Annotated in this window: 23 protein-coding genes, 3 pseudogenes and 1 other annotated feature; of the genes and pseudogenes, 13 read left to right on the forward strand and 13 right to left on the reverse strand. The window is 61.9% G+C overall.

What is annotated here, in order from left to right; genetic code table 11:
- Positions 1–46 precede the first annotated feature (46 nt).
- From AB0T83_RS07595 to AB0T83_RS07615, 5 genes and pseudogenes are all read right to left on the reverse strand, one after another.
- Positions 47–1,280 (reverse strand): annotated as a pseudogene (locus AB0T83_RS07595) (IS3 family transposase).
- Positions 877–993, reverse strand: a sequence feature (AL1L pseudoknot). Its footprint overlaps the pseudogene before it by 117 nt.
- A gap of 192 nt (positions 1,281–1,472) precedes the next feature.
- On the reverse strand, positions 1,473–3,818 hold the full coding sequence (locus AB0T83_RS07600; RefSeq protein WP_366192435.1) for a S41 family peptidase: 2,346 nt from the start codon (positions 3,816–3,818) through the stop codon (positions 1,473–1,475).
- 239 nt (positions 3,819–4,057) lie between these two features.
- Positions 4,058–4,561 (reverse strand): hypothetical protein, encoded by a 504-nt coding sequence (locus AB0T83_RS07605; RefSeq protein ID WP_366192436.1) that lies wholly within the window; start codon positions 4,559–4,561, stop codon positions 4,058–4,060.
- 171 nt (positions 4,562–4,732) lie between these two features.
- Entirely contained in the window at positions 4,733–4,897 is a 165-nt protein-coding gene (locus AB0T83_RS07610; protein WP_156461686.1) for a hypothetical protein, read from the reverse strand.
- A gap of 47 nt (positions 4,898–4,944) precedes the next feature.
- Positions 4,945–5,241, reverse strand: coding sequence for a hypothetical protein (locus AB0T83_RS07615; protein WP_366192437.1), 297 nt, complete (start codon positions 5,239–5,241; stop codon positions 4,945–4,947).
- Between the two features lie 126 nt (positions 5,242–5,367).
- Here AB0T83_RS07615 and AB0T83_RS07620 point away from each other — a divergent pair, with 126 nt between their 5' ends.
- The 3 genes from AB0T83_RS07620 to AB0T83_RS07630 all read left to right on the forward strand — a co-directional run bounded on the left by AB0T83_RS07620 (position 5,368) and on the right by AB0T83_RS07630 (position 6,703).
- Entirely contained in the window at positions 5,368–5,976 is a 609-nt protein-coding gene (locus AB0T83_RS07620; protein WP_366192438.1) for a hypothetical protein, read from the forward strand.
- Positions 5,977–6,064: 88 nt separating this feature from the next.
- Positions 6,065–6,334: a hypothetical protein gene (locus AB0T83_RS07625; protein ID WP_366192439.1), complete on the forward strand. Its 270-nt coding sequence runs from the start codon at positions 6,065–6,067 to the stop codon at positions 6,332–6,334.
- A gap of 15 nt (positions 6,335–6,349) precedes the next feature.
- A complete protein-coding gene (locus AB0T83_RS07630; protein WP_366192440.1) occupies positions 6,350–6,703 on the forward strand; it encodes a GlsB/YeaQ/YmgE family stress response membrane protein in 354 nt (117 codons plus the stop codon).
- A gap of 114 nt (positions 6,704–6,817) precedes the next feature.
- Here AB0T83_RS07630 and AB0T83_RS07635 read toward each other — a convergent pair whose 3' ends face one another.
- The 6 genes and pseudogenes from AB0T83_RS07635 to AB0T83_RS07660 form a co-directional block, all read right to left on the reverse strand.
- Positions 6,818–7,015, reverse strand: a complete 198-nt coding sequence (locus AB0T83_RS07635; RefSeq protein WP_366192441.1) for a hypothetical protein — start codon at positions 7,013–7,015, stop codon at positions 6,818–6,820.
- Between the two features lie 150 nt (positions 7,016–7,165).
- Positions 7,166–7,789, reverse strand: a pseudogene (locus AB0T83_RS07640) (recombinase family protein); the annotation flags it as partial.
- Between the two features lie 220 nt (positions 7,790–8,009).
- A complete protein-coding gene (locus tag AB0T83_RS07645; protein WP_366192416.1) occupies positions 8,010–8,543 on the reverse strand; it encodes a phage terminase small subunit P27 family in 534 nt (177 codons plus the stop codon).
- The gene (locus AB0T83_RS07650; protein WP_366192417.1) at positions 8,540–9,040 is read right to left on the reverse strand and encodes a phage terminase small subunit P27 family; all 501 of its coding nucleotides are present in this window, start codon (positions 9,038–9,040) and stop codon (positions 8,540–8,542) included. The genes AB0T83_RS07645 and AB0T83_RS07650 overlap by 4 nt, the downstream gene beginning before the upstream one ends.
- A gap of 146 nt (positions 9,041–9,186) precedes the next feature.
- On the reverse strand, positions 9,187–10,467 hold the full coding sequence (locus tag AB0T83_RS07655; RefSeq protein ID WP_366192442.1) for a site-specific DNA-methyltransferase: 1,281 nt from the start codon (positions 10,465–10,467) through the stop codon (positions 9,187–9,189).
- Between the two features lie 175 nt (positions 10,468–10,642).
- Positions 10,643–13,681, reverse strand: a complete 3,039-nt coding sequence (locus AB0T83_RS07660; RefSeq protein WP_366192443.1) for a bifunctional DNA primase/polymerase — start codon at positions 13,679–13,681, stop codon at positions 10,643–10,645.
- 110 nt (positions 13,682–13,791) lie between these two features.
- On the opposite strand from AB0T83_RS07660, the pseudogene recD2 reads away from it, so the two are divergent.
- A pseudogene (gene recD2, locus AB0T83_RS07665) lies at positions 13,792–15,414 on the forward strand (SF1B family DNA helicase RecD2); the annotation flags it as partial.
- A 69-nt stretch (positions 15,415–15,483) separates the two neighbouring features.
- On the opposite strand, the gene AB0T83_RS07670 reads toward recD2, so the two are convergent.
- Positions 15,484–15,732: a ParB N-terminal domain-containing protein gene (locus AB0T83_RS07670; RefSeq protein WP_366192444.1), complete on the reverse strand. Its 249-nt coding sequence runs from the start codon at positions 15,730–15,732 to the stop codon at positions 15,484–15,486.
- Between the two features lie 550 nt (positions 15,733–16,282).
- Here AB0T83_RS07670 and AB0T83_RS07675 point away from each other — a divergent pair.
- From AB0T83_RS07675 to AB0T83_RS07690, 4 genes are read left to right on the forward strand one after another with little or no spacing between them, the layout of a single operon-like run.
- Complete coding sequence (locus tag AB0T83_RS07675; RefSeq protein WP_366192445.1) at positions 16,283–16,726, forward strand: DUF2924 domain-containing protein; 444 nt, start codon at positions 16,283–16,285, stop codon at positions 16,724–16,726.
- On the forward strand, positions 16,723–18,033 hold the full coding sequence (locus AB0T83_RS07680; RefSeq protein ID WP_366192446.1) for a recombinase family protein: 1,311 nt from the start codon (positions 16,723–16,725) through the stop codon (positions 18,031–18,033). The genes AB0T83_RS07675 and AB0T83_RS07680 overlap by 4 nt, the downstream gene beginning before the upstream one ends.
- Positions 18,030–18,422: a hypothetical protein gene (locus tag AB0T83_RS07685; protein ID WP_366192447.1), complete on the forward strand. Its 393-nt coding sequence runs from the start codon at positions 18,030–18,032 to the stop codon at positions 18,420–18,422. Before AB0T83_RS07680 ends, AB0T83_RS07685 begins: the two co-directional genes overlap by 4 nt.
- An 11-nt stretch (positions 18,423–18,433) precedes the next feature.
- On the forward strand, positions 18,434–18,559 hold the full coding sequence (locus tag AB0T83_RS07690) for a hypothetical protein (RefSeq protein ID WP_366192448.1): 126 nt from the start codon (positions 18,434–18,436) through the stop codon (positions 18,557–18,559).
- 173 nt (positions 18,560–18,732) lie between these two features.
- On the opposite strand, the gene AB0T83_RS07695 is transcribed toward AB0T83_RS07690, so the two are convergent.
- Positions 18,733–19,974 carry a helix-turn-helix domain-containing protein gene (locus AB0T83_RS07695; RefSeq protein WP_366192449.1) on the reverse strand — a complete coding sequence of 414 codons (1,242 nt, stop codon included), beginning with the start codon at positions 19,972–19,974 and terminating at the stop codon, positions 18,733–18,735.
- On the opposite strand from AB0T83_RS07695, the gene AB0T83_RS07700 reads away from it, so the two are divergent.
- The 5 genes from AB0T83_RS07700 to AB0T83_RS07720 all read left to right on the forward strand — a co-directional run bounded on the left by AB0T83_RS07700 (position 19,968) and on the right by AB0T83_RS07720 (position 25,818).
- The gene (locus AB0T83_RS07700) at positions 19,968–21,359 is read left to right on the forward strand and encodes a metal-dependent hydrolase family protein (RefSeq protein WP_366192450.1); all 1,392 of its coding nucleotides are present in this window, start codon (positions 19,968–19,970) and stop codon (positions 21,357–21,359) included. The genes AB0T83_RS07695 and AB0T83_RS07700 overlap by 7 nt on opposite strands.
- A gap of 74 nt (positions 21,360–21,433) precedes the next feature.
- On the forward strand, positions 21,434–22,774 hold the full coding sequence (locus AB0T83_RS07705; protein WP_366192451.1) for a metal-dependent hydrolase family protein: 1,341 nt from the start codon (positions 21,434–21,436) through the stop codon (positions 22,772–22,774).
- Positions 22,775–22,847: 73 nt separating this feature from the next.
- Positions 22,848–24,497, forward strand: a complete 1,650-nt coding sequence (locus AB0T83_RS07710) for an amidohydrolase (protein ID WP_366192452.1) — start codon at positions 22,848–22,850, stop codon at positions 24,495–24,497.
- Between the two features lie 115 nt (positions 24,498–24,612).
- Complete coding sequence (locus AB0T83_RS07715; RefSeq protein ID WP_093162171.1) at positions 24,613–25,014, forward strand: hypothetical protein; 402 nt, start codon at positions 24,613–24,615, stop codon at positions 25,012–25,014.
- 60 nt (positions 25,015–25,074) lie between these two features.
- Complete coding sequence (locus AB0T83_RS07720) at positions 25,075–25,818, forward strand: DUF3299 domain-containing protein (protein WP_366192453.1); 744 nt, start codon at positions 25,075–25,077, stop codon at positions 25,816–25,818.
- Positions 25,819–25,853: the final 35 nt, after the last annotated feature.

Here is a 25,853-nt window from a genome sequence, read left to right on the forward strand (position 1 = left end):
AGTTCTGAACCGCCCCGGGTTTACCGGAGAGTTTCTGGTTCAATGATCAGGCTGCTTTTTCGGCAGCGTTCAAGCTTGCGTAGAAATCCTCCTCTGCTTCTTGCGGGGTGAGATATCCGATGGCGCTGTGCAGTCGGCCGGTGTTGTACCAGTCGACCCATTTCAGGGTTTCCAATCGACTTGGCCGGTAGACTTCCAGGGGCCGAGGAAATTGATGACCTCTGTCTTGAACAGACCGATGATGCTTTCGGCCAAGGCGTTGTCGTAGCTGTCGCCGACGCTGCCGACCGAGGTGTCGATCCCGGCCTCGGCCAGACGCTCGGTGTAACGGATCGACAGGTATTGGCTGCCCCGATCGCTGTGATGGATCAGCTTGTCGGCTTCGGATGGCGCCCGCTGACAGATCGCCTGGTTCAGTGCGTCGAGGACGAAGCCGGTGGTCATCGAGGTCGAAACGCGCCAGCCGACGATCTTCTGGGCGAAGACGTCGATGACGAAGGCGACGTACACCATGCCCTGCCAGCTTGAGACGTAGGTGAAATCCGAAACCCAGAGCTGGTTCGGCATGGCTGCCACGAAGGCTCGGTTCACCTTGTCGTCCGGGCAAGGTTGCGCTGCATCGGGGTTGGTCGTGATGACCTTCTTGCCGCGTACAACGCCTTGCAATCCCATAACCTTCATCAGCCGTTCCACGGTGCAGCGGGCGATGTCCCGCCCTTCGCGGCGCAACTGGTGCCAGACTTTGCGGGCGCCATAGCGTTTGCGACTGTTGTCGAAGGCATCCTGGATGGCGGCCCGATCAACAGCATCCTGCTTTGCACGACCAGATGCCAACAAGGGATCACGCTCAACGGCCTTGTGCGCATAAAACGTGGATGGTGCGATCCCCAGAACCCGGCAGATCGGCCCGACACCAAAAGCCCCTCGGTGATCATCGATGAACGCGATCATCGTTTGAACGGGCGGTCGAGCTCCGCCGCCGCGAAATATGCGCTGGCCTTCTTCAGGATCTCGTTGGCGGTTCGAAGCTCACGGTTCTCCCGCTCCAAATCTTTGATCCTGTCCTTCTCCGCACTCGTCAGCCCCGCCCGCTGACCGGCATCACGCTCGGCCTGCTGGCACCAGACGCGCAGGCTGTCCGGCGAACATCCCAACTTCGGTGCAATTGCCCGATATGCAGCGCTGTCGCTGCTGTAATCGGCACGGTTCTCACGAACCAGCCGAACACCGCGTTCGCGAAGCTCGGCCGGATAGGCGGGGGTGAATCGTCTTGTCGTCATAGGGCTCATCCTTTGAGTGTTTTACTCTCCGGTAAACCCGGGGCGGTTCATTCAGCTTGGAGCCAGTCGCCGGGGGTGACCGGGCCTCCGATCCGCCGACGCCACTTGAACGTTAAGTGGCAGCATAGGGGGACCGAGCACCGGCCCGCTACACATGCACTGCGGCACCCTGATCCCCCTGGATTGGGACCCCTAGCGGACGGTCTCAGCACCTTCCAACTGCAAGACACGGTAATCGTCACCCTCAACGATTATGAAGAGATCGTCTCCGTTGAAATCGATGGTGTTCGAAGACGTCATCAGGCGCGCGAACGCCTCGCCTCGCGATGGATCTGGACAGAGTGCCAGCGTCGCGGGACCCGGGGTCATCGTCAGCATCGAATCCTCCAGCGTCCAGTCCCCGGTGATTCGGTTACAATCGGACTGCATCGTGTAGCTGCCATCCTCGGACAAGGTAACCTCATAGTTTTCCGAAGCGTCGATTTCGATTTCCTCGAGATCTGCCGTAGCGGCCATTGTCCACCTCCAAGGTGTGGATGTCAGTTTCAGGCGCGGGTTGGACAACTCGGCGATAACGTCGAACGCGGCGTCCATGACCGGGTCTTCACCGTTGCGGACGGCAGCGAGGGTTTCCAGCGTCACGGGAACACGAACATCGGGAATGACGCCTGCGGCTTCGAGATTTGGCTCGTTCGAGTCACGGAACGTCGTACGCCCCGCAGTATACTGGAACGTGATCCCCTCTGGCATTGCGATCCGATCAATGAACCCTCCAGCCCCGAGAGAGGCGTGCTGGCCGACAACAACCGCGCGATCGAGGCGCTGGAGATGTTGCGTGAAATACTCGCAAGCACTGGCACAGCCCTGGTCGATCAGAATGACCAACGGACCGGTGAACGCCAAATCAGGACGCGGGGCATAGAGCGTTCGATCCGCCGCAAATTGCCTGACAAACCCGCCAACATCCGTATCGTACGCATAAGTATCAAAGGGCTGTTCGGGCATGGGGTCATCTTCTGTGAAGAAGTAAGACGCCATCACTTGGTAGAGTTCGACCAATCCGCCCCCGTTTCCGCGGAGGTCTAGGATCATGCCGGTGCTACCGGTTTCGGCCTCGATCTGAAGCGCCTCCTCCAGCACGGCGATCTTCGACAGCATGTGATCCGAGAAGTTGCGCCAGGAGACGATGGCCACACCACCGACGGAGGAGAAATCGATTGGCATCGAGGACTTCTCCGGTTCTGACGGTTCAAAAGGCACCATGTAGTCACCAGCCGTCAGTTGGACGGTTTGAGTGTCCTGATCGTCCGGAGTGCGGAAGGTGAACGTTACGTCAGCTCCATCGGGAAACCTGAACAAGCGTGGCGCCCGCAGGTAGGGCTGCAATTCAGCGACACCCGTCGCCTCGATCAACGGCAGCGATGAGAGGTACTCGCCCACGGGCGTGCTGTTGACCTCGAGAATTTCGGTGGCCTCAGTCCAACCTGCATCTGCGGCTGGAGAGCCTTCGGCGACCCTGCTCACAATGATCATGTCGCCGGGCAGGATGCCCGCGTCACGGTCGGAAACGACCAAGGCCTCCGCACCGATCCCGGCGCCGAACCGAGACAGTTCGGCGTCCTGCTTCGCCGAATTGATCGCCTCGTTCAGAAAACCGGCACTGACAGCGGTATGGGTGTCCTCGAAGGACAGTGCCATGTCGTTCAGAGCAAGATAGAAATCTCCGGCGCCATTGGCGGCCGTCGCAGCCTCCATGACTGGACGATAGGTCGAAGATACAGCATCCCAATCGATGCCCCGAAACTCGGAATAGGCGTACCGGGTACGCAGGTGATCGATCAGCGCGTCGAATGCTTCGACATAGCCGAGGTCCGAGAAGTCGGGAGATGCCGCATCCTCAGCTTCGATCGTATGGATTTCCGGGCGCGGATTGGTCTCTAGGGTAACGCTTCCGTCAGCTTCCAGTCTGGCGACCGACCAGCCCTGTGGCACGACCTGCTGCGGATCGTCCTCGGTGAACCATGCTCCATCTTCGCCCCACCCAGCCGAAAAGGCCTCCACGCCATCTTCGGAGAAAAGCAGCAGCGTCCCGGTCTCTATGGCACCGGTCCTTTGGTCGAGCAGGATCGAGAACAGCCCGCCATACTGTTCGAGCTGCTCGAGATAGCTGTCGGAGGAGAGGTTCGGTGCGGACACAACCGTGAAGATGCCCAGCCCCGCACTGCCATCGCCGTTCAAGTCCAAACGACCGCCCGGAGGAACGATGGGAAGGTCGATCCGGTATCGACCCTCGCCCGTGAACAGCGGGTCGACAAACCGCCCGAGAACCTGGTTGTCGGCAACTACGTAGCTGTCGAAGCGCCCAGAAACGATGTCGGTGGCATCCAGAAGAGCGACCGAAGGATTTGGCCAGTACTGCGGCTGGAAGATGAAGCTCTCGGACAAAACGAACCCTTCAACAGTGACTGGCTCGCCGTGGGCGACAACGCTGCTCACGAAAAAAAGCGCTGTGAATGAAAGAACCTGCTTTCGTCCCATCAATTCCTCCTCAACCTTCGTTCCGTTCAGGCCTTGGGCCGAACATGATCTTCACATTTGGCCGGTCAGGATGCGATGAAAAGACACTGATCGTGATTGCATCGGCACTTCGACATCATGAGCCAGCTCTCACCTCGGATCAGTCAGATCAGGCTCGGCATGGGGCGAACGCCTTCGTAGCGAGTGACGACCCCGCTCGATTGAACTGCCATTTTATCGCCACCTGATCGCTGAGCGCTCTACGGCGATGCAACAACGCCCACGGGCAACTCGCCGTCACAGATGAAGGCGCCCTTTCCTGAAGTTCCCTCGATCTCGAAAGCGTCCTCGCCAGGTACAAAGATCATGAAGAGGGCAATCGCATCATAAACGACTTCCCCACCTGGTAGGTCCAGCTCTTTCCGCAACTGCAACGAGTTCGTCGTGATCGAGTTGCCCGAAGCAGCTACGTTGGCTGTGCAGAGCCCATCGACGCATGACCAGACATTGTCCTCGATGATGTCTTCTTCACCAAGAAAGATCGCGAGGCCATCAGCATCTGCAGCGTCTCGCGCAGCAATTCGCAGGGGTTCTACATTCAGATCGTCGTCCGCTCCAGTTTCACTCCAAGCCATCGCACCGGTGCATTGAACAACGGAACCACCGAACAGCGCCTCCAGTGACTCACTCGCGCTTGCGATTGAAGGAACAAATGAGGCTGCCAAAAGCCACGCTGCAGCTATTGGGTGTGTCAGATTGTTCATCCTACTTCCATTTCACGTGCATGTATTGAGGCCAGAAAAACGAACCGATCAGAGCGATGTGTTGAGCAACATCAGATGATCTGAACGACATAAGGCCAAGTTCCTTCCGGCCTCGACAACACTTGGCTTCGGCGACCCAAGTCAACGTGGAAGCTGGATGCCGCTGTTGCGTCAGTTGCACGCCGGGTAGTTGGCGCGATCTGCTTCCGTCACATCCACAGGGCATTCGGTCGCGCGATTTGCTTCCGAGATATCCGCCTCTGTCGTAAAGGATTGCTCTTCGACGCATCCCGCCAGGGCAGCGAGGATGACGGAAACAGCAAGGGCATTCTTCATGGTCTTTCCTTTGATTCTGGTCAGTGTCTTCGTTCCATCCGGGTGACTCAGCAGTCGCCCGGCGGAAGCATGGTTACATCGGAATAGCGGCCATCGGACGTGGTGATGCGTGCACAGGCGCCAGTGCTTCGGTTGAACCAGAACGCCGTCAGGCCTTCCGTACGAATGAGTTCGTATCCAAGGTTCTGAATTCCCATTTCTGCCTGACCGGCGCGCGCGCCCTCAAATGCAGACAGGTCGCTGCTGCTACCAACGGAGGGTTGACCAACCGTCGGTCCATCTTCCGCGCAAGCGGCGAGCAACAAAACAACGGCAGTAGCCGTAAGCCTGGTTGAAAGCATCATCGCGTCGTCCTTTGTCTTCCTCGCAAAGCGTAACGATTACGACCGGTTGCGCAACCCTTCACCCACTGCTTGTTCAAGGCAGAGCTGGTCGCTAGGCTAAGAGGCAAAACACCCAGGGAGTAGCACATGTCGTTCAAGAAGCTCGCCGCTGCAGCAGTCGCTGCAATGTCCATCGCGTGCCCCGTCCTTGCTGCCGAGCAGGATGCCATCGACGGATGTATCGACCAACTGAGGGTGGTTGGTGGGCCGGATGGTCAGTCTGGCGAAGTGCTGAGTTCGGAATTTTCAGAAGCAGCGACCTTGGTGATGCTGCGTGACCTCGGCGGCACGACTTGGCGCTGCCTTGCCTATTCCGACGGAACTGTTGAGGAGCTGAGCGTCGCGAACGCTGCCGATGATGGCGGGGGAGCCATGGCAGGCGCAACGGATCAAGTGCGCGTCAGTTTCGACGCAGGTACGACCGGGACCGAGCTAAGCGACACGCTGGCGCCAGGCGCTTCGCGCCAATACGTCATCGGTGCTGCCGCCGAGCAGGACCTGTACACCCGCGTCGCGGCAGACGGGCCGACGCTGGATTATCAGATCTTCAACCCGGACGGCTCGTTCCTGTTGGAGCGCACCGGCGGCGATCTGGAATATCGGGGCGAGCTTTGGCAGTCCGGCGATCACGTGATCGAAGTTATCAATCGGACCGGGTCAGAGCAGAGCTACAACCTGATCATCGGCATCGAATAACCGTTTGTCACCAGGGAGAAATCGGATTTGGCCACTTCCTTGACCAGCGAAGGCGCCCGCTCGTGCATGAGTTGACCGCGATATTCCGATGAGACTTTGCAAGATTATTGTCGGACTGTTCGGTTTGCTTTGGCTCCTTGCCATTGCGATCCTTCTCATCGGACAGTTTGGCCTGTTCGGACAAGAGCGCGATCCGCTGGCCGGAGTGTTTCTGATACCGCTTGGTTTTCCGTGGAATCGCTTCATCGACATCGCACCTGAAGCTTCATGGCCCTGGCTCGCCACCGCTATACCACTGATCAACCTGCTTCTGCTTTGGTCGATCTGCCGCTTTCTCGGAAATAGAAACACAAAATAAGGACTGGAGCGCTTTATGAGACCAATACTCAAATACCTTTCTGTCGCCGTTGCGGCTATGGCGGCAAGGCCCGGACTTGCTCAGGAGCAAGCCGCTGAAGCCATTGGCGCCGGAATGGGGATGGTCATCGGGCTGACCATTGCGATCGTCGTCGGCGCGATTGTTGGCTGGCTGGCCAGCCTGATCGTCAAAGGCTCTGGCTCGGGGCTGCTGACGGATATCTTGATCGGCATCGGTGGATCGATACTGGCCAGCTTTCTATTCCCCGCGATCGGTCTTACCTTCGGTGGGAGCCCCATTGCCGCGATCCTCTCTCCACTTCTCGGGGCGATTATCTTGCTCCTCGTCATCAAGTTGGTTCGGCGCTGATCCTGTTACCGGTTCTGCGATACATATGCACACGAAACATCTTCCTTTGACCTAGCGCGACTGTTGTCCGGCAATGCAGAGGCATAGCCCCTGACGTGCGATGGTTGGGCCACTTCAGCCAATCTTCGCGTCCCAGAAGGACGTGTGATCGGCTGCGAAATAGCCGTCCGCGACCCGGAAATGCCCCTGCAGCTCGACGGTATCGCCCGCGGTGAGGACCGCTTCCGGCGCACCGAAGCCGACCGCTTGTGACAGCGCCGAGGGTCGCGGCGCGCCGGGCGGCAGGTCGTAGGCCTCCCGATCCTGACGCACGGCCTCGATGCCGCGCGCTTCGGCGGCGGCAGTCGAGATGAGCCGCAGCGGGATTGAGCGGCCGTCATGGGCGAGCGTGCGTTTGGCGCTTTTCCAGTGCGGCCTGCGTTTCGATCGCGCAGTATTTTTTGGCTTTTGGCCTCAACCTGTTCATGTCGCCCTGCATTTTCGGAGCCGCTCGATCCTGTCCAGCAAGTTCGCGACGTTGGAGGCGTGCCAATGCCCGCCCCGGCGGGTCTGGATGCCGCGTCGGTTCAGTTCCCTGGCCATGGCCCGCAGGGAGGTGTGGCCCTGCGCCCTGACGTCGGTGACCACCTCGGCCATTCCTTCGGCGAAGGCGTCCGCGTTGGCCCTGACCGTGGCCCGCAAGTGCGCGCCGCCCTGCCCGGCCCGCCGGAGCGCGGCGGCACCATTGGGGTTTCCCAGTTTCACGCCACGGGCCTTGGCGGCGGCCAGCGCCTCTTTCGTGCGGCGGGAGATCGCCTCGCGTTCGGCTTGCGCCACCAGCGCCATGATGCCGACGGTCAGGTCGTTGGCCTCGGGCAGGTCCACGGCAAGGAAATGTACACCCGAATCGCGCAGTGTCAGCAGGAAGGCGGCGTTGCGCGACAGCCGGTCGAGCTTGGCGATGATCAGCGTCGCGCCAGTGAGTCGTGCAAGATCAAGCGCTCCTGTCAGCTCCGGCCGGTCGCCGCGGGTGCCGCTCTCCACTTCGGTGAAGCGGGCGATGAGGATGGCACTGCGCTCTTCGACGAAGATGTCGATGGCCCTGCGCTGTGCATCGAACCCGAGGCCGCTCTGGCCTTAACGCGCGGTTGAGACGCGCTCGTAAGCGATCAAGCGTGGTGGCCGGGAACCGGGCGTATGGGAAGAAAGGAGCCTGGTAGAGGACGACGAGCGGAGAGTTCGGGCTCTGCGTTGCATGTACAAACCTGCCTGACCTTCGTTGCGCAGCTTTGGTCATGGCTCGGAACGCTCCGAATGCGTAGGGATTTCAGAGATCTGCGTCGAGGTCGCAGGTCAGTGTCTGTCCCATCTTCGGGACCTCGGGCGTGCGAGCGTCGTACATGGGCTCTTCGCGCAGGATGCCGTCCGCGTCCCGGTAGACCGCCACCAGGCGGATATCCGTCACCGCTTCGGCCGCGGTGCCCGGCTCCATCCGGGGCACCCGGCTGCGCGCCGCCGGGGTCAGGCCCAGTTCGGTCATGTAGCGGCCCATCAGTTCCATCTGCTTGTTCGACACCGCCAGCCAGGGCGATTGCTGCACGTAGCCGCTCGGGGCTTTCAGCAGCATCGGGGTCGTGGCCAGTTTCTGCTCGGCCTCCACCCAGCGTCCATAGGCCTGGCAGTAGGCCGCCAGCGCCGCCCGGTCCGCCAGGGTCAGCAGTCCGGCCGCATGCAGCGGCGTGGCGAGACGGCGCCATTCCCGGCGTGCCGCAGCGCTCAGATGGGCCGGACAGCGCGGCAGGGCCTCCAGGGGCGTGGCGGCCAGGGTCGCGGCCCGGGGTATGGGTTTGCGGCCTCTCACCGGGATGCCCGGGGGCTGTCGAAGATGGCGAAGGGATCATTGTCATCCACGACGGCATCGGCGCTCACGCGCGTCCGCGCCGAGGGGGTCAGCCCGAACTCGCTGGCATAGCGCACCATGTCCGCCATGGCCTTGTTCGCCGCCCCCACCAGCGGGTTCTGGATGGCGTTGCCGGTCTTGGTGCGCAGCATCAGCCCCTCGGTGAGCGCGTCTTTGGCCGCCACGCGGGCCAGCGCACGTTCTGCCGCGACCCAGCGGCCATAGGCCTGGCAATAGGCGGCCAGCGCCGCCCGGTCGAGGTCGCTCATCAGGCCAAGATCGACCACCTTCACGACCACCCGGTCCCATTCCTGGCGGGCGGCATCGGTCAGGTGGTCGGGCACATCGGGGCGTGCAACCTCGGGGCGCGGCTCATTCGGGTTCAGGCGATGCTTGCGCGCCGTGCCAGCCAGCACCTTCAGCTTCGTGGGTTTCGTCCTGGGTCCGCGCGGCGCCATCATCGGCCTCCATCGATGTCAGTCATGCCGCGACCCCCGGTTCGAATTGTGGCCGCGTCTGCACAGGGCGGGAGGGGCGGTTGTCGGCCCGATCCCCCGGAAGATCGACCCACCCCCCGGGGCACAGGTGCGGCGCAGGCTATCGCTCATGCCGCCGCCTGCCGTCGCGCCAACGCCGTTTCATCGAAGCTGTGCCCGCTGTCCTCCAGGGTGGCCACCCTGCCGGTGAAGGCCTGCCAGCGCTGCACGGCAACATCCGTATAGGCCGGGTCCAGCTCCATGGCATGGCAGGTGCGGGCGGTGGTTTCGGCCGCGATCAGGGTGGTGCCCGAGCCGCAGAAGGGCTCGTAGACCGCCTGCCCCGGGCTGGAATTGTTCAGCATCGGGCGGCGCATGCAGTCCACCGGCTTCTGGGTGCCATGAACCGTCTCGGCGTCCTGATCGCGGCTGGGGATCGCCCAGAGCGTCGATTGCGTGCGGTCGCCGGACCAGTGCCCGGTGCCGCGCACCGCGTAGAAACAGGGCTCGTGCTGCCAGTGGTAATGGCCGCGGCTCAGCACCAGCCGCTCCTTGGCCCAGATGATCTGCGACCGGATCTCAAAACCCTCGGCGACCAGGCTTTCCGCCACGGTGCCCGCATGCAGCGCGCCGTGCCAGACATAAGCCACGTCGCCAGGAAACAGCGCCCAGGCGGCGCGCCAGTCGGCCCGGTCATCGTTCCGCACCTTGCCGGTGCGTTTGGTCTGCGACGCGCCGGCCGCGTTGCGCCAGGCCGGATCATACATCACCCCATAAGGAGGATCGGTCACCATCAGGTGCGGTGCGATCCCGTTCAGCAGGCGCGCCACGGCCTCCGGATCCGTGGCATCGCCGCACAGCAGCCGGTGCGCCCCGAGGCACCACAGATCACCGGCGCGCGAGACCGGCTGCGCGGGCGGCTCGGGGGTCTGCTCCTCCACCGGATCGGCGGCACCATGCCCCAGCAACGCGTCCAGCTCGGGACCCTCGAACCCCAGCGCGCCGAGGTCGACGCCCAGGTCGGACACCTCCCCCAGCTCCAGCGCCAGCAACTCCCGGTCCCAGCCCGCCTGCTCCGCCAGCCGGTTGTCGGCCAGGATGTAGGCGCGCTTCTGCGCATCGCTCAGGTGCCCCAGCTCGATCACCGGCACCGTCGCCTGCCCCAGCTTGCGCGCCGCCAGCACCCGGCCATGTCCTGCGATGATGCCGTTGTCGCCATCCACCAGCACCGGGTTGTTGAACCCGAACGCCCGGATCGAGCCGGCAATCAACGCCACCTGCGCCGCCGAATGCGTCCGCGCGTTGTTGGCGTAGGGGATCAACTGATCGGTTGGCCGGTGCTCGATCGCTTGCGCACCGGGAGGGACCACGTCATCAGCTGGATTCGCCCTGATTGCCCTGCCTGCCATATTCACCACCTGTTTCCTGCCTCTCTCGCCAGTCTACACCAGACCGTAACCTACTGGTATCCTGACAATAACCACCACGCACCGCCAATATCCGCCACGTCACGCGAAGCCCCAATCCAGACACTGACGCAGGTTACGATGGGCGTAGCGCAAGCAGCACCGAAGACGTTCTGGTTTATGTTCCCTCGGCGCTGCCTTGCGAAGGCTTCCAGCCGGCCAGATCACCAAGCACAGCTTCCAGACCACCGCGCGGATCTTCCACGCAGCCCTCGATCCACCAGACGCCCTGCCAGGAGCGTCCGCGCCCGGACCGCTGGTAACACGCGTATTTAAGGGACATTTCCCTATAAGAAGTATTCATAGGGGTTTGTCCCTTAAATGGCGTTCGGGCCAACGCCTTCTTGGCTTGTTCGACATTTCTGAACAATTCTGGATGCAACACGGCTGCGTCAGCCGGGCTATCGACCGCCAGGCCCGCCAGCAGCATCCGTTGCACAACATCGGGACGCTCCAGATCCCAGGCCGCCAGCCGGTCATGGACCAGTGGCAAGGCCACATCCGCCAGAAGATGCACATCGAGCGGGTTGGCAGCCGTGCGGTTTACACCGCGACCCCGGCCGATCACCTGGACAAGCTCGTCGTCGCAGATCGCGGCGCGCACCCGTTCTGCCTTGGGATCCTCATGACGAATGACACGCACGGTCCGAGTGGACCCATCGCGCATGTGAATGCCGGCCATCTGCTTTTGGTATCCACCCTTCGGGACACTCCCATCATAGGCCGCGCAGAAGGGCACCAGCGCCTCCGAGGACGGCAAGGGGCGTCCGACGACGATGATTACCGCAACATCTCCGAACTGGTCGATCCCTGCCAGCGCGTTGAAATGCCCGGTTTCCACGCCCGGGATGGACCTGAACGCAGACTCACAAGCCTTGTGCGTGACCACAAGAACCCGCCCCGGTGCATATCTGTGAGATTGCCATCGAACATACGCTACACAGTCTTCCAGCAGGGCTGTGCGGGCCTTGTCGCGCGCACCCCTGCCCAGAAGTGCCGCCTTCGAGAACCCGCCGGCGACCAGCTTGACCGACATATGGGGCGCGGAGGCTTCGACTGTTTGTGTCGCCAGCCCCGGCAAGACGCAGGTTGCCATTTCCGGCCGAAGCGTCGCGTCGAGATGCAGGATCGGCACGGGTTGGAAACTGGGGTGCGGCGCCATGAGCTCCGTCAGATCGATCCTCAGCTCCCCTGCGGCCCCCTGTCCCGCTCTGACCTCTACACATCCGGCCGATCGGTTTGGGCTCCCGCACAGTCCCGCGACCGCCCGCCACATTCGTGCCAGGTCCTTGGCCCTCTGGTTTTCCAGGGCGCGCTTCATACCCTCTGAACGCGCGCGCCGGTCCTGCCCCGGACAGAGGTTCGGGGAGATCATGCCGCGGAACTCCAGACGTTCTGCCAATTGGCACATGTCCGCAGACAATCCGGCCGCCTCAAGCGCCCTGCGCGTCAGTGGGCGTCCGATACAGCTGACGCAGGCCGCATGCAGACGTTTGCGCAGTGCATCCCCATCGGCCAGCCGCAGGGCCGCCACGTTGCGCGCAAGCGCGGTTCCAGGATCTGCCGCCCGAGGTGGCGCAAGGCAGATATCTGCAGTTTTGCGCAGCGCCCGGCTCCAACAGCCTTCATCGATCAGGATGGCTGCAAGCTGTGCCGAGGAAATGGGCAACCCACTGAACAGCACGTCGTAGGCCGCAACGATGATGTCGGCCGCCGCGACATCGCACCGGTTCTCCTGCTTGAGGCAGCCGTTGAGGAATTGGCAGCTCCGTCCATCGCTGTCCTGGCAAATCGTCGTCTGCGGCGGCAGACCGGCGGCCAGGGCTGCCCTGATCCCGTCAATGTCCCTGCACAGCGGCTGGCCGCTGCCCGGATCTGCCCGCTCGTACCCGCGATGCACCGCAATCTTCAATCCGGTACCGCGCCCGTGGTCGGCCATTTCCTCAGCCAGCGCGTGGGAGGGGACCAGGATCAACAGGCGATCAGGGTGACCCGCCGCCCCCAGCTTGGCGCGCAGCCGCGCAAGATGGGTCAGCGCAATCCGGCTTTTGCCCAGCCCGACCGTGGCCCGGATCCCGATGCGCGGAGGCATCTGGGTCCGCCCGCCCTCATGCCACTGCAGGATTTGGCGACAAGCACCCTCCATGTACGTCTCAAGACGGTCGCGGGCGCCGACCACGTCCAGAACCGGCGGGTCGTAATCCGGCCTGGCTTCACAACCACTGCGCGGCGCAAGACGGTCTTCGCGGTGAAGTCGCAGCTTGTCCGCGATCTTTCGCCTCGCATCACCCAGGTCATAGCCCCGGCCGCCATCCTGGCGCGGCCGGCCGAGGTCCGTGGTGGCGCAAAACCGGTCCCAGGCCCTTGCGGCCAATCGGTCCGGCTCCGGGTCGTCACCGATATCCAGGGCATCATGGAGGGCATGCCAGGTGATGCTGGACAGCCAGCTGTCCCGCCCATCGATCACCAGACCGTCCTCGTTCCTGACCGGGCCTGTCGCTGCCGGGGTCCCCCTGGACGCACGCTTGCCTCCCCTTGCAGGCCTGTTGCGCAGATCCAGTCGCGCCGCCATATCGCCGAGGAACGTTTCGATCCCCGCCGCGTCGATCTCGGGAAGTTCCTGCAACGGGATGTCCAGCGGCGTGTCTCCCTGCGGCCAGTAATAGGGCCTGCCGGTTCCCGGGTGCCGGCCAAAAGCCACGAATTGCTGTCCGGTTCCAAGCACCTCGATTGCTCCCAGCTTGCGCTTGGCAAACGGCTGGACGGTGCGATAGAGCAGCAATCGTTTTGGCCAAAGGCCAACCCTTGTCGGGGCCTCCCCGAAACGGCGCACTGCTTCGGCGCACACCTCATGGGCCTGGTCTGGGTCGAGCAGATCGATGTCCAACCCGACCAGGTTCCCGGTGCGAAGTCCGACGCCGCAGTCTGGATATCTAGCGCTCCAGTCCTGCACGCTGGCCGCGTCGATGGCCACGGTGGACCAACGGCTCAGGGCTGGTCTCTTGGTACCGGGCAGGATCGGCAGCGGTGCATAGCCGTTGTCCAGAAGTTGCGCTGCCGCAAGTTCAAATGTCTCGAACCCAGCAGGTTCGGGGCGGCGCTCGGCCCCCCTTTGATCCTTCGGTCTGTCCGGTGGGGGCTTGACTGGCGCCGCCACCGCGCGAGAACCTCAGTCGCCCTGCCGATGTGCCTGCTCCCAGGCAAGCACATCTTCGCGCAGGTACCGGATCGACGCGCCAATCATGAGCCAGGGCGGACCGGAACCCGTACCGGCTCGCCCGCGACATCCGCGGTATCGGATTCCGGACGGCAGACCTGATCGCCGGCAAGATCGGCATCGAGAAGACCGCCACGATCCGCGTGCGCGCCGGCATCTCCTTCGCACTGACCGAGGCGATGAGCGACGGGCATTGCGGATTGCCCGTGACCGACCTCATGGCGCTGGCCGAGAAGCTTCTCGAGGTTCCGCGCCCGCTGATTGAGACCGCGCTCGACCTTGAGATCGCGGACGAAACCGTGATCCGCGACGCGGTCGGCGAGACCGCCTGTATCTTCCTGGCCGGCCTCTACCAGGCCGAACGCGGGATCGCGCAGCACCTTCAGAGGCTGTCCGTGGCGCCGCTTCCCTGGGCCGCGATTGACGCCGACAAGGCCCTGCCATGGATCGAGCAAAGAACAGGGCTCACGCTGGCCGAGAGCCAGGCCGAGGCGATCCGGCTGGCACTGCGCTCGAAGGTCCTCGTGATTACCGGCGGCCCCGGCGTCGGCAAGACAACCATCGTCAATTCCATCCTGCGAATTCTCGCCGCGAAATCGGTCGAACTCCTGCTCTGCGCACCGACAGGCCGCGCCGCCAAGCGCATGACCGAGGCCACCGGACGGGAAGCGAAGACAATCCATCGGTTGCTGGAATTCGATCCCAGGGGCTTCCGGTTCAAGCACGACGAGGACAACCCGCTCGACTGCGATCTCCTCGTGATCGATGAAAGCTCGATGGTCGACGTCTCGCTGATGCTCTCGCTCCTGCGTGCGGTTCCGGACCGATCGGCGGTTCTGATCGTCGGTGACATCGACCAGCTGCCCTCGGTCGGCCCCGGGCAGGTCCTGGCCGATATCATCGGCTCCGGCGTGGTGCCGGTCGTGCGCCTGACCGAGGTGTTCCGCCAGGCCGCCAGCAGCCAGATCATTTCCAGCGCGCACCGGATCAACCAGGGCAGGCAGCCGGACCTTTCGAAGCCTGACGGAGAGACGGATTTCTATTTCGTTCCGGCGGCCGAACCCGAGCAGGCGGTCGAGCGTATTGTTGAGCTTGTCCGCAACAGGATTCCCCGCCGCTTCGGGCTCGATCCGATCCGAGAGGTGCAGGTCCTCTGTCCGATGAACCGCGGCGGCGTCGGCGCCCGTTCGCTGAACATCGAACTCCAGGCCGCCCTGAACCCATCCGGCGACAACAAGGTCGAGCGGTTCGGCTGGACCTTCGCGCCCGGCGACAAGGTCATGCAGATCGAGAACGACTATGACAAGGAGGTCTACAACGGTGACATCGGCTATGTCGGCGGGATCGATGCCGAGGAGCAGGAACTCTCGGTGGACTTCGATGGCCGGAACGTCGTCTTCGGTTTCGGCGAACTGGACACGCTCGTGCCCGCATACGCTGCCACGATCCACAAGAGCCAGGGTTCCGAGTACCCGGCCGTGATCATTCCGGTGATGACCCAGCATTACGCCATGCTGCAGCGAAATCTGCTCTACACCGGCATCACTCGTGGCAAGAGGCTGGTGGTGCTGGTCGGCCAGAAGAGAGCAGTGGCGATCGCCGTGAAGAACGTGTCGGGGCGGAGACGGTGGTCCAGGCTACACGAATGGCTGGCCGGAGATGTCGTGACCTGACCGAATTGCGCGAAACCGGGCGAAGCGGCACGAGATATTCGTCGTGTCCGCCAGATCGGACGTTGCAGTTCAGTGCAGCCGGGCGTGCACCAGATACGCCTCGACGCTGTCCTCGCCCAGCGCCCGAAGGGCTTCGAGCCGGTGCAAGCCCTCCAGCAGGACGTACCGCCCTTTTCCCTGCCGCAAACGGATCGGAGTCGTCTGCCCGATCTCGATGATGCTCTCGGCAAAGGTCTCCACCTTTGCCGGATCGAGTGTCTTTTTCCGCTTTGCGGGCACGTAAATCTCTGCGATCGGGTACTTCTTCTTCTCCAGCATTCAGAGCCGCCCTTGTTTCACGTTGCATCCCCGGTCGGGCCGTATCCCACCGCGCAAGAGCGACGGTATGCAAGCTCGAAGCTCGCATGCTGTCGCGACCGCTTTTCCCAACGGGATTCGACAGGGCGAATGAGATCGCGCCAATGCTACGCCCGCGGCCGGCGACAAGGCAAAGGCAACTTTCCGGTTTCTCTTGCCGACGCCGTTCCGCAGCGTGACCCGTCCGGCGATGCCGCGCATCCCACCGGCTGCGCAGACCTGCGCATGAACCCCGCGCGCGCCATGTAGCGATAGCGATCCTGACCAGGATGGGTAGCGTCGCCATCATGCGAGACAAGAACCGATCCAGACCTGCTGTTGCCGGCCCGAATCCACTGCCGCCCGACCAGATGACCGCCGCCGAACGCCGCGCCGAACTTTGCCGCCTGCTCGCCGCCGGCCTGATCCGGCTTCGTGCCGCTCCGCAACTCTCTGCGGAAACTGGAGAATTTCCGCTACACAACTCACCCGCTCAGAGCGGTCATGCAACCACCAGAAAACGGAGACATTCATGACCGACACCATTCCCGCGCGCCTGACGGCGCTGAAGACCACCCCGACGCCCGAACTGAGAGACCAGTGGCGCGAACTTTTCGACAGCGATCCGCCACCGTTCAACCGCCGTTATCTCGAAAGCCGGCTGGCCTATCGCATCCAGGAACTGGCCTATGGCGGGCTGAAGCCCAAAACGGTCCGGCGTCTGGAAAAACTCGGTGAGGAACTCGACGGCGGCGACCGGAAGAAGAGCCGCATCCGCGCCGACCTGACGCCCATCGTCGGCACGCGCCTGATCCGCGAGTGGCAGGGCTTAGAGCATGTCGTCACCGTCACCGCGGACGGCTTCGAATGGCAGGGCCGGCCCTACAAATCGCTTTCGGCCATCGCACGCGCCATTACCGGCACGCGCTGGAATGGCTGGGTGTTCTTTGGTTTGAAGAACCGGAGGTCGGCATGACGAAACCCATCCTCCGCAAACTCCGCTGTGCCATCTACACCCGCAAATCCTCCGAGGAAGGGCTGGAGCAGGAGTTCAACAGCCTTCATGCACAGCGCGAAGCCTGCGAGGCCTACATCGCCAGCCAGCGCTCCGAGGGCTGGGTGCTGGTCCGCGACCAGTACGACGACGGCGGCATCTCTGGCGGCACGCTCGACCGGCCCGCGGTGCAGCGGCTGCTGGAGGACATCGAGGACGGGCTGATCGACGTGGTGGTCGTTTACAAAATCGACCGCCTTAGCCGCTCGCTGGCCGATTTTGCCAAGCTGGTGGAAGTCTTCGACCGCAATGGCGTGACCTTCGTGTCGGTGACGCAGTCGTTCAACACGACCACATCGATGGGCAGACTGACGCTGAATATCCTGCTCAGCTTCGCCCAGTTCGAGCGTGAGGTGACAGCGGAGCGCATCCGCGACAAGTTTGCCGCCAGCCGCAAGAAAGGCATGTGGATGGGCGGGGTGCCGCCCTACGGATATCGGGTCGAAAGCAGAAAGCTGGTGGTGGACGACGAGCGCGCTGATCATGTCCGCTGGATCTTCGCGCGCTTCCTCGAGATCGGCTCTGGCACGGAACTGGCCCGCGAGGTCGAGAAACGTGGCATCCGCACGCCGAAAGGCAACCGGATCGACAAGAAGTATCTCTACCGGATGCTGAACAACCGCGCCTATATCGGCGAGGCCGTCCACAAGGGCGACAGCTATCCCGGCGAGCATGATGCCATAGTCGAGTCCGAGACATGGGACCGGGTCCACACCATCCTGCGGGAGAGTCCCCGAAAACGGGCCGCGCGCACCCGCGCAGAGACGCCTGCGCTGCTGAAGGGGCTGCTGTTCGGCCCCGACGGCGCCGCCTTCTCGCCGACCCACACCCGCAAGGGCGACAGACTCTACCGCTACTATGTCAGCCAGACCATACTGAAACACGGCGCCGGATCGTGCCCAATCGGCCGTGTCCCCGCCGCCGAGATAGAGGCTACCGTCATCGACCAGTTGCGTGCCGTGTTCCGCCAGCCCGAGATCGTGGCCGGCACATGGAAGGCGGCGCGGGCGCAAGATGGCGATATCACCGAGTCCGACGCCCGTTCGGCCCTGCAGCAACTCGACCCGCTGTGGGACGAACTCTTTCCCGCCGAGCAGACGCGCATCGTGGCACTGCTGGTCGAGCGAGTGGACATCAGCACGGAGGGCCTGAACGTCAGGCTCCGCGTCGACGGTCTCCGTGGCCTTGCGCGCGAAATGCTCGCCGGCGAAATGGGCGCAGCGGCATGACCCGCTCAGCACCGACCTCCGACACGGTAACGCTTCACGTGCCGTTCCGCGTCGTGAAGCGCGGCGGGCGGAAGGAAATGCAGCTCCCGCCCGGCGCACCAGCCCAGCGCCGGACCGACAGCACGCTGGTCAAGGCGCTGGCCCGCGCGTTCAGGTGGAAGCGAATGCTGGAGACCGGCGAGTTCGCCACCATCGCTGAACTGGCCGAGCGGGAGGGAATCGCACCGTCCTACATGACCCGCGTCTTGCGCCTCACGCTGCTCGCGCCCGGAATCGTCGAGGCGATCCTGGATGGAAAGCAGGACCCGGAAGTAACGCTGGCGCGGTTGCTCGAGCCACTTCCGCCAGTATGGGCGGACCAGCCGGATCACTTCGCGCAGATCGGCTGAAGCGGCCGTTCATGAACCGCGCGACGGTCGGCCAACCCGAGCCCTTCCTGCCGATGCTGCGGTCCGAACGAACTGGTAATTTGCCGACCTTCCAGACCTTCGCTGCGGACGCGAAATTCCACGGTTCGCGATGGTGACTTCGGTCAAGAAGGGCGGTAAACGGAAGCTCGCTGCGGATAGCATGGAGGTCTCCTTTCCCATCGATTGCTACCGGCGAAGGGCTCGCAGATTCATGCATCTCTTCGGCATTACCTTGGGCGACAGAGGTCCCAAGAGTTTTCGGTAGTTGAAAAGTCGCAGCGGGGTCAGGCTAATCTGGAGGCGCACCGGCAATTTCGGCCTCTGGCGCCCCTGTCTTGCGCCAATCTTTCGGGGTTATCCCGAAGTTCCGCGTGAAAGCACGGGTCAGGGCCGATGTTTCGGACAGGCCAACCAACTGGGCAATCTCCTTGATCGAGTGGTCGGACTGGGTGAGTAACTCAGAAGCCCGTTCCATCCGAAGCCGGTTGATCACCTTGGACGCAGTTGTTCCGTAGGAGGACAAGCGCTTGTTAAGCACCTTGGTGGTGATGCTGCACATCCGGGCGGCCTCGCTCACCGTCAGTGCCGGATCGGACAGCCTTGACCGCACGAGAATTTCGAAGCCTTCGAGGTAGTCCAGGGGCACATCGACCTGAACCGGTTCTTCGATATCATTGTCGTGGTTCGCGAGGACCTCGGGGTTGATTGGAAGCGACAACCAGGCCGCCGGAAAGCGGATCGAGAATCCCCTGTTGTTGCACTTGATGCCCCGCACGCCATGAAACTGCGCGGGCAGCAGGGTCGGGTCGCAGAGGCGCAAGACGACCTGAGCGGGATCCCATCGAAAATCGAGAACCCGATGCAGCAGGGAGATCCAGATCCCGACGAGAAAGGCGTCCGAATGGCCCGGCGACACCTCGGGTTCGAAATTGCGGCTGGTGGTGAAATAGACGTGCTCCTCCTCGATCAGGAGCCGGAAGGACACGGCGTTGCTTTCCTTCGAGACGATCTGGGTGAACCGGGTGAAGAAATCACCAAGGGTCACCGACTGGCCGAGGAGCGCCCCACGGGGCAGGAATTTCAACAGGTCTGTCTGTTGCCCTGCCAAGGCACAGATATCAGGCCGGGTGACATCGGCGATGGAGGCCAGCGCCGCATAAACCGTGTCATGCGGAATGAAGGCGGCCGGGTTCAGGACCTGCTCCTCGCTCAAGCCATGCAGCCCAAGCGCGAAAACGGGATCCGCATCGAACCGCCGCATCATCGCCACGACGGGGCCGAGAACCGTGGCGCGCACGAGGGACAAACCGTCTTTCTGCTCTCCTTGCGGCATCCGCATCACCCTTTCGCTTTCCGCCACGCTACGGGCGCGCGCGCCTGACGGCCAAGCAGAAATTGGCTGAAATTGACCGGATCGGGTCAGAAAAACGCACCACGGGATCAGCGGGTCAAAAGAATCTCGGGGCAGATGTGCATAGTGGGAGGATCGGTCCGCAGGAAGACCGACCCCTGGGAGGACACCGAATGACACCACTCAACCTGAAGGCGTTTCTGCCGGCCGTGTTTGCCGCAGCTTCGTTCTCTACCATGGCGATCGCACAGGAAGATGCGCTGCCGCAAACCCTGTTCACCAACGTCCATGTCTTCGACGGCGTGAATGAAGCGCGGATCGAGAACGCCAGCGTTCTGGTCGAAGGCAACCTGATCAAGGAGATTTCGACGGACGGGATCGAAGCGCCCAACGCAACCATGATTGACGGCGGCGGGCGCACGCTCATGCCGGGGATGCACGACCAGCATGTGCACCTTACGGTTTTCAACCCGCTCAGCGACGGGTTGCGCCAGAACATCACGCCCTTCCATCTTGGCGGTGTCGCAACGATCCGGTCCGAACGCATCCTGATGAACGGGTTCACGACGGTTCGCGATCTGGGCGGACCGGCAAAGTCCATCGCGCGGATCATCGATACCGGCATGTTCCCCGGCCCGAGGATCTATTCTTCCGAGGCTTTCATCACGCAGACATCGGGCCATGCCGATTTCCGTAAGCTGAACGACCGGCATCCTACCCTGTCGGGGCAAGGTCCATCGCATTGGGTCGACACGGATATGAGCTTCATCGCGGATGGCCCGGAGCAGATCCGCATGGCCGTGCGCGAGAACCTGCGCCGCGGCGCAACCCAGATCAAGATCATGGTCAGCGGTGGTGTGACCTCGGAATTCGACCCTCTGCATTCACTGCAATATCAAGACGACGAAATCCAGATGGCGGTGAAAACGGCCGAGCAATGGGGCACCTACGTGACCTGCCACGTGTTCACCGAACAGGCGATCCGCAACTGTATCGACAACGGGGCAAAAACCGTCGAGCACATCCCGTTTCTGACTGCCGAAGTGGCCGAAGAGATGGTCGACAAACAAGTCATGTTCGCAACTGCGGTAGCACCGGTCTACTCGGTTTCAACCGAGCAGGCAGAGGCGTTTTATACGCCAGCCTCGTTCGCCAAATGGAAGAGCGTCCGTGACGCCGCCGCCAACATGATCGAGGTGATCCAGACGACACCGGGCATGATCGACCTCTACACGCTAGGCACCGATCTCATCAACAACTGGGACCAGACACTTGAGCAGGACAAGAAAATGAACGACGAGTTCAAATACCTGCACGAGGCCAAGTTCAAACCCTTTGACATTCTGCGGATGGCCACATCGAACGGCGCCCGCATGAACCGGCTTACGGGCCTGAACAACCCGTACCAGGATGGCCCGCTCGGCGTGGTCGAGGAAGGCGCTTACGCGGATCTCCTGCTGGTCGATGGCAACCCGCTCGAAGACATCCTGCTTCTGGCGGAGCCAGATGCAAATCTGATGGTCATCATGAAGGACGGCGTGATCTACAAGAACACGCTGGACTGAAGGGAGCGCGGGGCGGTCTCCCTCGTCCGCCCCGCGTTCCGACCTGGTCCACCACACTCACGAATGGAGCCAAAATGAAACACGCACTCGCAGCCGCCTTGTGGCTGGCCGGCAGTTCTCTCGCGCTTGCCCAGGACGAGAGCTTCCCGATCCTCTTTACCAATGTTCATGTCTTCGATGGTGTGAACGAACAGCGGATCGAGAATGCGAATGTCCTGGTTCAGGACAACTTGATCGTCGCGGTCTCGGCCGAGCCCCTCGCGGTCGCCAACGCCCGGATCATCGATGGCGGCGGACGCACGCTCATGCCGGGTCTGATCGACGCCCATGTTCACATGGCGATCACCGAGCCGATTGCGGACCTCAGGGACAATTTCGATTGGATGTACTGGGGCGCGACCTCCACGGTCGAGGCGGAAAAGATGCTGTTGCGCGGCTTCACCTCCGTACGCGATGCGGGTGGTCCGGCGATGGGGCTTCAGAAAGCCATCGACCGGGGCAAGGCCGTGGGTCCGCGCATCTATCCGTCCGGCCCCGTGATCTCGCAGACCTCCGGGCATGGCGAGCACAGGCACTACACGGAACCCCACCCGAATTTCGAAGGATCCTCGCCCTCCTTCTTCAACCAGCATCTCGAGTTCCTGGCCGATGGGGTCCCGGAAGTTCTGCGCGCGACGCGGGAAGCCCTGCGGCTGGGCGCGTCGCAGATCAAGGTCATGGCCGGCGGTGGTGTTTCCTCCAGCGTGGACCCGCTCCACACCGTTCAATACCTGCCCGAAGAGCTGGAAGCGGCGGTCAAAGCGGCAGCGGATTATGGCACCTACGTTCTGGTCCATGTCTACAATGACGAGAGCATCCTGCGGTCCATCGAAGCCGGCGTCCTGAGCATCGACCATGCGCAATTGATGACCGAGGTGTCCGCGCAGGCGATCAAGGACGCGGATGTCTGGGTCGTGCCATATTACTCCCTTCTGGGTCTGGACGAGGAGACCGTCATCAAGGTTCTCGGCCCGCTCTCCGCCCCGAAATTCCTTGAGGTGCAGGCCGGGGCTCGCAACCAGATGAAGCTCCTGAAGGAGTTCGGGATCGAAAAGGTCGTCTTTTCAACCGACATCATCGGCGATCCTGCGGCGCTCACGAAGCAAAATGACGAGTTCAAGTATCGCCTGGAGGAATGGTCCTCCTACGAAGTGCTCTTGCAGGCGACCTCCAAGGCCGGTGAGTTGCTCGCCCTGTCAGGCAAGCTGAATCCCTATCCCGAAGGGCCGCTCGGCGTGATCGCGGAAGGTGCCTATGCCGACATCCTGCTGGTCGATGGCAACCCGGTCGAGGATGCGATGATCATGACCGACTACGAGAACAACTTCGACCTGATCATGAAGGACGGCGTGATCTACAAGAACACGCTGGACTGACGAGGACGCGGGGCGGTCTCCCTCGTCCGCCCCGCGTTTTCATCCGACGCAATCATCCCGGAAAGGACAGACTTTGAAACATCTCGCCCTTGGTTCTCTCATGGCCCTCTGCAGCTCGATGGCGTTCGCCGAGGGGACAACTGTCTTCATCAATGCCGACATACTGACCATGGATGCTGATTTCACTGTGGCTAAGGCAATGGCTGTTCGAGGCGACCGGATTCTGTCTGTAGGGACCGAAGCACAAGTGAGGTCGGAGGCAGGAGAAGACTCATCCATTGTCGATTTAGCTGGGGGAACGGTGCTTCCGGGCTTTATTGATGCGCATACACATCCGGTCGGTGGCGGTGCGTCCTCAGTCTTTGACAATGTCGGAATTGACCGCTTCTCCACGGTCGAAGACGCGCTCGAATACATGAAGGAAGAAACTGGAGGTCAAGGCCCTCTCGATTGGGCCCTTTTTGTTAACCTTGATCTCGCGACACAATCTTTTGAGGACGGATTGGTTACCATAGAGCATCTGGATGAAATAGCGCCGGACACTCCCATGGTGATTTGGCAGGCTGGCGGTCACAAGATGACGGTCAATTCTGTCATGTTGGATTTGATGGGGGTTTCCGACGACACGCCGGACCCCGCAGGTGCCCAGTTTGGGCGTTTTGAAGATGGTCGACCAGATGGCAATTTGTCAGGAGCTGCCCTCCTGTTTGGCGCACTCGGCGTTATCGAGCCCTACAACAGCTACGACCGGATCGAGGGTTCAGTAGCTCTGGCCAAGGAATGGAATGCACAGGGGCTCACAACTCTTGGGGTCGCAGGCGTAGCATCTCCGAAAGACTGGGACGTGCTGACGGAACTGTCAGCGCGGGATGACTTTCCCTTGCGGACCCGTAACTACCTCCAATGGGGCGCCTTGGTGATGTGGGATCAAGCTGGTGTGGCCCCCGGACAAGGCGACGACAAGTCTCGCATCGTCGGTTGGAAAATCAGCGCCGACGGTTCCAACCAGGCCTTTACGGGTTTGCAGCGTGAACCTTACCTGAATTCGGATAACCTTGGCCTTGCCTATATGAGCCAAGAAGCCATCGACAGCGCGGTTGTCAAAGGAACGAAGCGTGGCGGTCAAATGGCCATGCACGGCAACGGAAATGCAGCGATCGACAACATCATATCTTCGGTTCAGAAGGCTCGCGAAGCGGGTGTCGATGTTGTGCGTCCCCGAATTGAGCATTGCTCGATTACCGAAGATGACCAGATCGCCAAGCTCAAGGAGTTGGACATTTCCTGCTCTTTCCTGATTGCGCATGTCCTTTACTGGGGAGAGGCATTCCGGGACACAGTCTTCGGCCCTGAAAAGGCGTTGAAGCTGGATCGCACTGGCAGCTTTGAGAGAGCCGGTGTGCCCTATTCACTTCATACGGACTATTCCGTCTCGGTTCTGTCTCCGCTGAAAATGGTCGAAGCCGCAGTAACGAGGTCGCTCTTTACGTCCCCAGATACCGTTCTTGGTGAAGAGGAACGAGCGTCGGTGGATATGGCGCTCCGCGCAATAACCAGCGTTCCGGCGTTTCAGCTCTTGTCAGAGGAAGAGATCGGCAGTCTCGAGGTCGGCAAACTGGCCGATTTTGTGGTGCTGGCCGACAACCCGCGTGAAGTGACCCCTGACGAGATTGGCGAGATTTCGGTGAAGCAGACCTGGATGAACGGGAAACTGGTTCATTGAACATCTCAAGCTTCAATGGGATCTGCCGCACAAATTCGGCGAGGGAATTACCTCGGGCATCAGCCGATTTGCTCAACAGAGTCTCCAAAATGAACAAATACGAAAAGGCGACGAGATGAACAGAATCCTTCTTTCGACAGCGTTCTGCGTCTCCGCGACGGTTGCGGCGGCGCAGGACACAAAAGACATGCGCACCTTCCTGTTCATCGGCACGTCCAACAGCGCGGCCTGGGAGATGCAGATCGCCAATCCCGGGGACCGCGCGGCCTCGGTGAAGGGTGGAATCGAAGCGCTTGGTGGCGAGCTTCTGAGCTACTACTGGGGGCTTGGAAACGGGAAGAACTACATCACCGTCGCCCTTCCGGACGATCCCACCTTCATTCAGGCCTTCTATGTCAGCCGCCTCGGCGACGGGCTGCTGGAGGACTACCAGATGATCGAGTTGATGAGCAGCGCCGACATGGCCGAGGCGCTTGCGCGGGTGCCGGAAATCAAGGCGCAGGACGATCTCAAGTAAATGACATGCATCGGGCGGACGGCGAGACTTTCAAGAACACACTGGTTTGAAGGGATACCTATGCGTCACATATTGTCGGCAATCGTAGTCGTTCTGGGGGCAAGCCCGCTCTACGCAGAACCAACTCCCATCGATTGGCCGGACCTGATCGACCAAAGCGTCCAATCCTACGAGGATCCATTCCTCGACCTCGACTACGAACAGGTCGAGGACCTGCGTCAGGTCGTGGCTCTTCAGGCGGAGATGGACGGCGGCAAGCTATCGCCGGAGACAGGAACGCAGTTGGATGAGTTCAAGGCGGCCCTTTCCGCGCAAGGGATCGATGCTGACTGGCTGATCTCTCAACGTTGGATCGTTGCGGAACGGCGGGAACTGGCCAGCGCTGCTGGAAACGCGGCCCTTGATGGCGAAACGATTTCTCTCGGTGGTTTCGCGATCCCGGCGCCACCTGATGAAGACGGAACTGCGATGGCCTACCTCGTGCCGGAGCGCGGCATGTGCAGCCACGTCCCACCGCCGCCGCCGAACCAGATGGTCCGCTTGCGCCTGTCTGACGGATGGGCACCGGCCAGAATCCACGAACCGATCGTGGTGACCGGCCGGATCAACATCGATCCGTCGGACCGGCAGATGATGGTCGTGGATGGGTTTATTTCCATGAACGCCACCTTCTCGATGGATGTCGACGAGGTGCAGACATTCGGCCAGTCGGACAAAGCGGAAGCTCCAGCAACCAATGATTGGGCGCAAAGCCTTGCTGAAGGTTTTCAAACCGGCAGGAAATCCGGAGTGACCGGGCAGTGAGATCCGATGGAGCAGCAAACCTGCCGCCACGCTCT

It is taken from the genome of Meridianimarinicoccus marinus, from assembly GCF_040689105.1.
Taxonomy (GTDB): domain Bacteria; phylum Pseudomonadota; class Alphaproteobacteria; order Rhodobacterales; family Rhodobacteraceae; genus Meridianimarinicoccus; species Meridianimarinicoccus marinus.

Excerpts from the sequence above, each read along its gene's own strand:
- AB0T83_RS07600 (WP_366192435.1), bottom strand. The coding sequence starts at position 3,818 with ATGGGACGAAAGCAGGTTCTTTCATTCACAGCGCTTTTTTTCGTGAGC.
- AB0T83_RS07605 (WP_366192436.1), bottom strand. The coding sequence starts at position 4,561 with ATGAACAATCTGACACACCCAATAGCTGCAGCGTGGCTTTTGGCAGCC.
- AB0T83_RS07610 (WP_156461686.1), bottom strand. The coding sequence starts at position 4,897 with ATGAAGAATGCCCTTGCTGTTTCCGTCATCCTCGCTGCCCTGGCGGGA.
- AB0T83_RS07615 (WP_366192437.1), bottom strand. The coding sequence starts at position 5,241 with ATGATGCTTTCAACCAGGCTTACGGCTACTGCCGTTGTTTTGTTGCTC.
- AB0T83_RS07620 (WP_366192438.1), top strand. The coding sequence starts at position 5,368 with ATGTCGTTCAAGAAGCTCGCCGCTGCAGCAGTCGCTGCAATGTCCATC.
- AB0T83_RS07625 (WP_366192439.1), top strand. The coding sequence starts at position 6,065 with ATGAGACTTTGCAAGATTATTGTCGGACTGTTCGGTTTGCTTTGGCTC.
- AB0T83_RS07630 (WP_366192440.1), top strand. The coding sequence starts at position 6,350 with ATGAGACCAATACTCAAATACCTTTCTGTCGCCGTTGCGGCTATGGCG.
- AB0T83_RS07650 (WP_366192417.1), bottom strand. The coding sequence starts at position 9,040 with ATGGCGCCGCGCGGACCCAGGACGAAACCCACGAAGCTGAAGGTGCTG.
- AB0T83_RS07655 (WP_366192442.1), bottom strand. The coding sequence starts at position 10,467 with ATGGCAGGCAGGGCAATCAGGGCGAATCCAGCTGATGACGTGGTCCCT.
- AB0T83_RS07670 (WP_366192444.1), bottom strand. The coding sequence starts at position 15,732 with ATGCTGGAGAAGAAGAAGTACCCGATCGCAGAGATTTACGTGCCCGCA.
- AB0T83_RS07675 (WP_366192445.1), top strand. The coding sequence starts at position 16,283 with ATGACCGACACCATTCCCGCGCGCCTGACGGCGCTGAAGACCACCCCG.
- AB0T83_RS07680 (WP_366192446.1), top strand. The coding sequence starts at position 16,723 with ATGACGAAACCCATCCTCCGCAAACTCCGCTGTGCCATCTACACCCGC.
- AB0T83_RS07685 (WP_366192447.1), top strand. The coding sequence starts at position 18,030 with ATGACCCGCTCAGCACCGACCTCCGACACGGTAACGCTTCACGTGCCG.
- AB0T83_RS07690 (WP_366192448.1), top strand. The coding sequence starts at position 18,434 with ATGAACCGCGCGACGGTCGGCCAACCCGAGCCCTTCCTGCCGATGCTG.
- AB0T83_RS07700 (WP_366192450.1), top strand. The coding sequence starts at position 19,968 with ATGACACCACTCAACCTGAAGGCGTTTCTGCCGGCCGTGTTTGCCGCA.
- AB0T83_RS07705 (WP_366192451.1), top strand. The coding sequence starts at position 21,434 with ATGAAACACGCACTCGCAGCCGCCTTGTGGCTGGCCGGCAGTTCTCTC.
- AB0T83_RS07715 (WP_093162171.1), top strand. The coding sequence starts at position 24,613 with ATGAACAGAATCCTTCTTTCGACAGCGTTCTGCGTCTCCGCGACGGTT.
- AB0T83_RS07720 (WP_366192453.1), top strand. The coding sequence starts at position 25,075 with ATGCGTCACATATTGTCGGCAATCGTAGTCGTTCTGGGGGCAAGCCCG.